At 60.4% G+C, this 4,573-nt stretch carries 3 protein-coding genes; all 3 read right to left on the reverse strand.

Translation table 11 applies throughout. From position 1 onward, the window contains the following. Positions 1-2,459, reverse strand: a 2,459-nt coding sequence (locus JNM42_RS11525; protein ID WP_294269740.1) for a DEAD/DEAH box helicase, incomplete at its 3' end; no start/stop codon positions are given. A 213-nt stretch (positions 2,460-2,672) separates the two neighbouring features. Next, entirely contained in the window at positions 2,673-3,800 is a 1,128-nt protein-coding gene (locus JNM42_RS11530; protein ID WP_294269735.1) for an EAL domain-containing protein, read from the reverse strand. A gap of 256 nt (positions 3,801-4,056) precedes the next feature. Beyond that, positions 4,057-4,573, reverse strand: a 517-nt coding sequence (locus JNM42_RS11535; protein ID WP_294269738.1) for a sodium/glutamate symporter, incomplete at its 5' end; no start/stop codon positions are given.

Consider the following 4,573-nt stretch of genomic DNA (forward strand, 5'->3'; position numbering starts at 1 on the left):
CCATCCGAAAACCTGGAGACAAAGGTCTTGATCGCCAGTCGCTTCTGAGGCGCGGTGGCGATCACCGAGAAGTCGCGCAGTCCCTCCAGCGACATGCCCAGCGTGCGCGGGATCGGTGTGGCGGTCAGCGTCAGCACATCGACTTCGGCACGCAAGGCTTTCAGCGCCTCCTTCTGGCGCACGCCGAAACGGTGCTCCTCGTCGATGACGACCAGACCGAGGCGGGTAAATTTGACGTCCTTCTGCAGCAATTTGTGCGTGCCGATAGCGATATCGACATGGCCTTCTGCCAGTTCCTTGAGTGCCAGCGTTGTTTCCTTGGTCGTCCTGAAACGCGACAGTTCGACGATCTTCACCGGCCAGTGCATGCCCACTTGCGCAAAACGGTCAGTGAAAGTCTGGAAGTGCTGTTCGCAAAGCAGGGTGGTCGGGCACAGCACGGCGACCTGCTTGCCGCCGGCGACGGCGCAGAACGCGGCGCGCAGGGCGACTTCGGTCTTGCCGAAGCCGACGTCGCCGCACACCAGGCGATCCATCGGGCGACCGGATTTCATGTCGTCGATGACGGCGTTGATCGCCGCTGCCTGATCGGGTGTTTCTTCAAAGGCAAAGCCGTCGGCAAAGGCATCGTAGTCGTGTGTCTTGAATTCGAAGGCGTGACCTTGACGGGCCGCGCGCAGGGCGTAAAGCGCCAGCAGTTCGGCGGCGGTGTCGCGTGCCTGCAAGGCCGCGCGGCGCTTGGCTTTCTCCCATTGCGGTGTGCCCAGCGTGTGCAGCGGCGCCGCATCCGGATCCGAACTGGAGTAGCGCGAGATGAGATGCAGTTGGGCAACCGGAACGTAGAGTCTGGCCTCGCTGGCGTAGTGGAGTTCGAGAAACTCCATGTCGCCTTCGCCGAGGTCAAGATGCACCAGCCCCCGATAGCGGGCAATGCCGTGCTGTTCGTGCACCACAGGGTCGCCGATCTTGAGTTCGGAGAGATCGCGCAGCCAGTTGTCAAGCGAAGCCTTGCGCTGTGCGGCGTGCCGGGTGCGCCGCGATGGACTGCCGGAATAGAGTTCGGCTTCGGTGATGAAGGCCAGGGAAGTGGGTCCGCATTCAACCCCCCCAGCCCCCCTTGTCAGGGGGGCGAGGATGGTCTCCTCCCCTGACAAGGGGAGGCCGGGAGTGGTTTCATGTCGTTCTGTTTCCAGCAGGAAACCGTCATGCAGCGGTGCGACGCCCAGGACCAGTTTGCACTCGTTGGCGAGGAATTCTGATAGATCGGTGCAGGGGTCGGGCTTCAGGCCGTAGTCGGCGAAGAGTCCGGCAAGGGTTTCGCGTCGTCCGGCTGATTCGGCGAGCAGCAGAATGCGGCCGGGAAAACCGTCGATGAAGGCTTTCAGGCTGGTCAGCGGGTCTTCGGCACGGCGGTCGACGGCTACCGGTGGCAGTCTGGTGGATGGGCCGTCGCTACCGGCGGCGAGAATCAGCCGCGCATAGGGCCTGGCGGCGGTAAAGAAGGGTTCTTCGGCAAGGAACAGATCGCCCGGCGCCAACAGCGGCCGGCTGTGCTCGCCGGAGAGCATGTTGAAACGCGACTGGGCGTCGCGCCAGAAGGCGCGGATGGCTTCGGGTACGTCGTTATGCAGGCAAAGCACCGTATCTTTGGACAGGTAGTCGAAGAGCGTCGCTGTTTCTTCAAAGAACAGCGGCAGCCAGTATTCGATGCCGGCCGAGGGGATGCCGTTGGAGACGTCCTTGTAGATGCCTGAACGCGCCGGGTCACCCTCGAAGATTTCGCGGAAGCGCTGGCGAAAACGGGTGCGCCCCCTGTCGTCGAGCGGAAATTCGCGTGCCGGCAGCAAGCGGACTTCCGGCACCGGATAGAGCGTGCGCTGGGAATCCACGTCGAAGGTCTTGATGCTTTCGATTTCGTCGTCGAACAGGTCAAGACGGAAGGGCAGCGTCGAACCCATGGGAAAGAGATCGACCAGCCCGCCGCGCACAGAATATTCGCCGGGAGCGACAACCTGGGTGACGTGCGCGTAACCGGCCAGGGTGAGCTGGGCGCGGAACTGCTCGGCGTCGAGCTTCTCGCCATTCTTCAGGAAGAAAGTGTAGGCCGCCAGATAGGCCGGCGGCGTAAAACGGTAAACTGCGGTCGACGCCGGTACCAGCAGCACCTCGCATTCGCCGCGCATGACGCTGTAGAGCGTCGCCAGGCGTTCCGAAATGAGGTCGTGGTGTGGCGAGAAGCTGTCATACGGCAGCGTTTCCCAGTCCGGCAGCAGGCGCACGCGAAGCCCGGGCGCGAACCACGGGATCTCGTCGAGCAGGCGCTGGGCATCGTTGGCGCTCGCTGTCAGCACAGCCAGCCGCTTGCCCTGACTCGCCGCCAGGTGTGCGATGTACAGCGCATCCGCCGACCCTGCAAAGGGCGGCAACTGCGTTCGTTCGCCGGCCTTGAATGAGGGCAGGGCTAGCGACAGCAGGGCAGCGGGGGATTCGCTGGAGGGCTTGGACTGGGGCACGAGGGGCAATGTGAGGCGGTGCGGGAAAACCCGACATTATAGCCGATCAGGCCTGGCTGGCTTTTTCGGCGACCAGCGGACACTTGTCCGGGTCGGCGCTACGCTGCCGAAGGAGAGCGGAAAACCGGATCGCTCTGAGCACGTTCCGATTATTCGATGCTACAGCGACTCCTCGGGGATCGGTCTGCCCGTAAGGTAGCCCTGAATCAACTGAAACCCCATTTCAATACAGACTTGCGCCTCTTCTTCATCTTCAACGCCCTCGGCGAGCGGTACCGAACCCGTCGCCAGGACCAATTGCACCAGATTCCTGACGACCTGGCGCTTGCGTTCGCTCGCCTTGTGCAGGCCGCGAATCAGCGAGATGTCAAACTTCACGAAGTGCGCTGGAACGTCGGCCAGTTCGAGCAAACGCGCCTGCCCGGCGCCGAAATCGTCGTAGGCAAAACGGATTCCCAACTGCGTCAGGCGGCTGGCAAATTGACGCAGCTTGACGATGTCGGTCACTGCCGATTCGTGAATCTCGACAACGATGTTGATATCTGGCGAAGTCTGGCGAAGACGTTCCAGCGAAACGTAAAAATTCTCGCTGAATGTCTCCTTCGGGTGAGCATTGATGAACAAGGCATGGCCCGTACAGTGCGGCGCGATCCTGCTGGTTCCGAACTCGCGGAAAGCCAGGCTCAGGTCAAGTTCACGATCCATCGCCTGCGCCAGGCCAAACAGTTCGATCGGCGTGCGCGGCAGCAGCGGATGATTGGCGCGGCCAAGCAGTTCATAACCCATGACCTGCCGGGTAAGTGCGTCAACGATAGGCTGGGCAGCACCAGACAGGCCGTAGCCATTGATCAACTGGTCAAACTCGGCTTCGTTCGGCACGAAGCGTTCCGACAAGGACATATTGTCCGGCATCAGCATGGTGTGCATCTCGTCGAACGGCAGCACGGTGCTCTGGTCCACCAGAGTCATGCGCAGTTTGAACTCGGCACTGGCAAAATGGATGATGTCGTTCTCGTTGAGCAGGGAGTAACCTTCGACTCGACGGCGATTGACGAAGGTGCCGTTGGTGCTGTTTTCGTCGACGAGTCGGATCTGCCCACTGATGTCACGCGACAGCACGGCATGGAGACGACTCAGCCCAAGGTTGGCAATCACCAGATCGTTTTCCTTGCTCCGGCCGATTCGACAAGGCAGTTGGGCAATCACGAAGTCGACGCGAACGCCATCGGTACCGAAAGACTCCAAAGACCACTGCTTTTCCAACGCATCGCTCCTGTTGTTTTTCATGATTATATTGGAATATCGGCAAAAAAGTTGCAATCAAGCCGCTACCCCGCCCACCCGTACCAGGAATCAGTCTGCAGGGTAATGAATACGGGCATCTTGAGAAAGATGTCCAGGCTGAAAATAGCCTTGCGGATTGCTCGCCATTGGCTTTCGGATTGATGTTTGGGGTACGGCGGAGTCACTGGAAATCGGTAACCGTCCATGCAAAAGCGATGTGCAGTCCCGGAGTTCCTGCTGGGCAGTCCGTGCCGGCGTTTCAGTTGGAAAAGAAGGGAAGAATCAAAAACAGCTTGATTACGGTCGCGTTGGCAATGTCGATAAAAAAGGCGCCGACCATTGGTACCACCAGAAATGCCACGTGTGACGGGCCAAAGCGCTCGGTCACTGCCTGCATGTTGGCAACGGCTGTCGGCGTGGCGCCCAGACCGAAGCCGCAATGACCGGCGGCAATGACAGCGGCATCGTAGGTACTGCCCATCATGGGGAACGTGACGAAGCGGGCATAGACGGCCATCAATGCCGTCTGGCAGGTCAGCAGCTCCAGCATCGGCAAGGCCAGCGATGCCAGCTCCCAGAGGCGCAGGGACATCAGGGCAGTGGCCAGAAACAGTGAAAGCGCGACGTTGCCGAGCACCGAAACCGCTCGTTCGAAAACCTGGTAAAAACCGATGGCGCCAAGGATATTACGCAACAGCACACCAACAAAAAGAGAGCAGACGAAGGTTGGCAATTCGAGAAAGGTGCCGCTCAAGGCGTCGGAGACAAGCTGACCA

The organism is Propionivibrio sp., assembly GCF_016790145.1.
Lineage (GTDB): Bacteria > Pseudomonadota > Gammaproteobacteria > Burkholderiales > Rhodocyclaceae > Propionivibrio.

Excerpts from the sequence above, each read along its gene's own strand:
- JNM42_RS11530 (WP_294269735.1), bottom strand. The coding sequence starts at position 3,800 with ATGAAAAACAACAGGAGCGATGCGTTGGAAAAGCAGTGGTCTTTGGAG.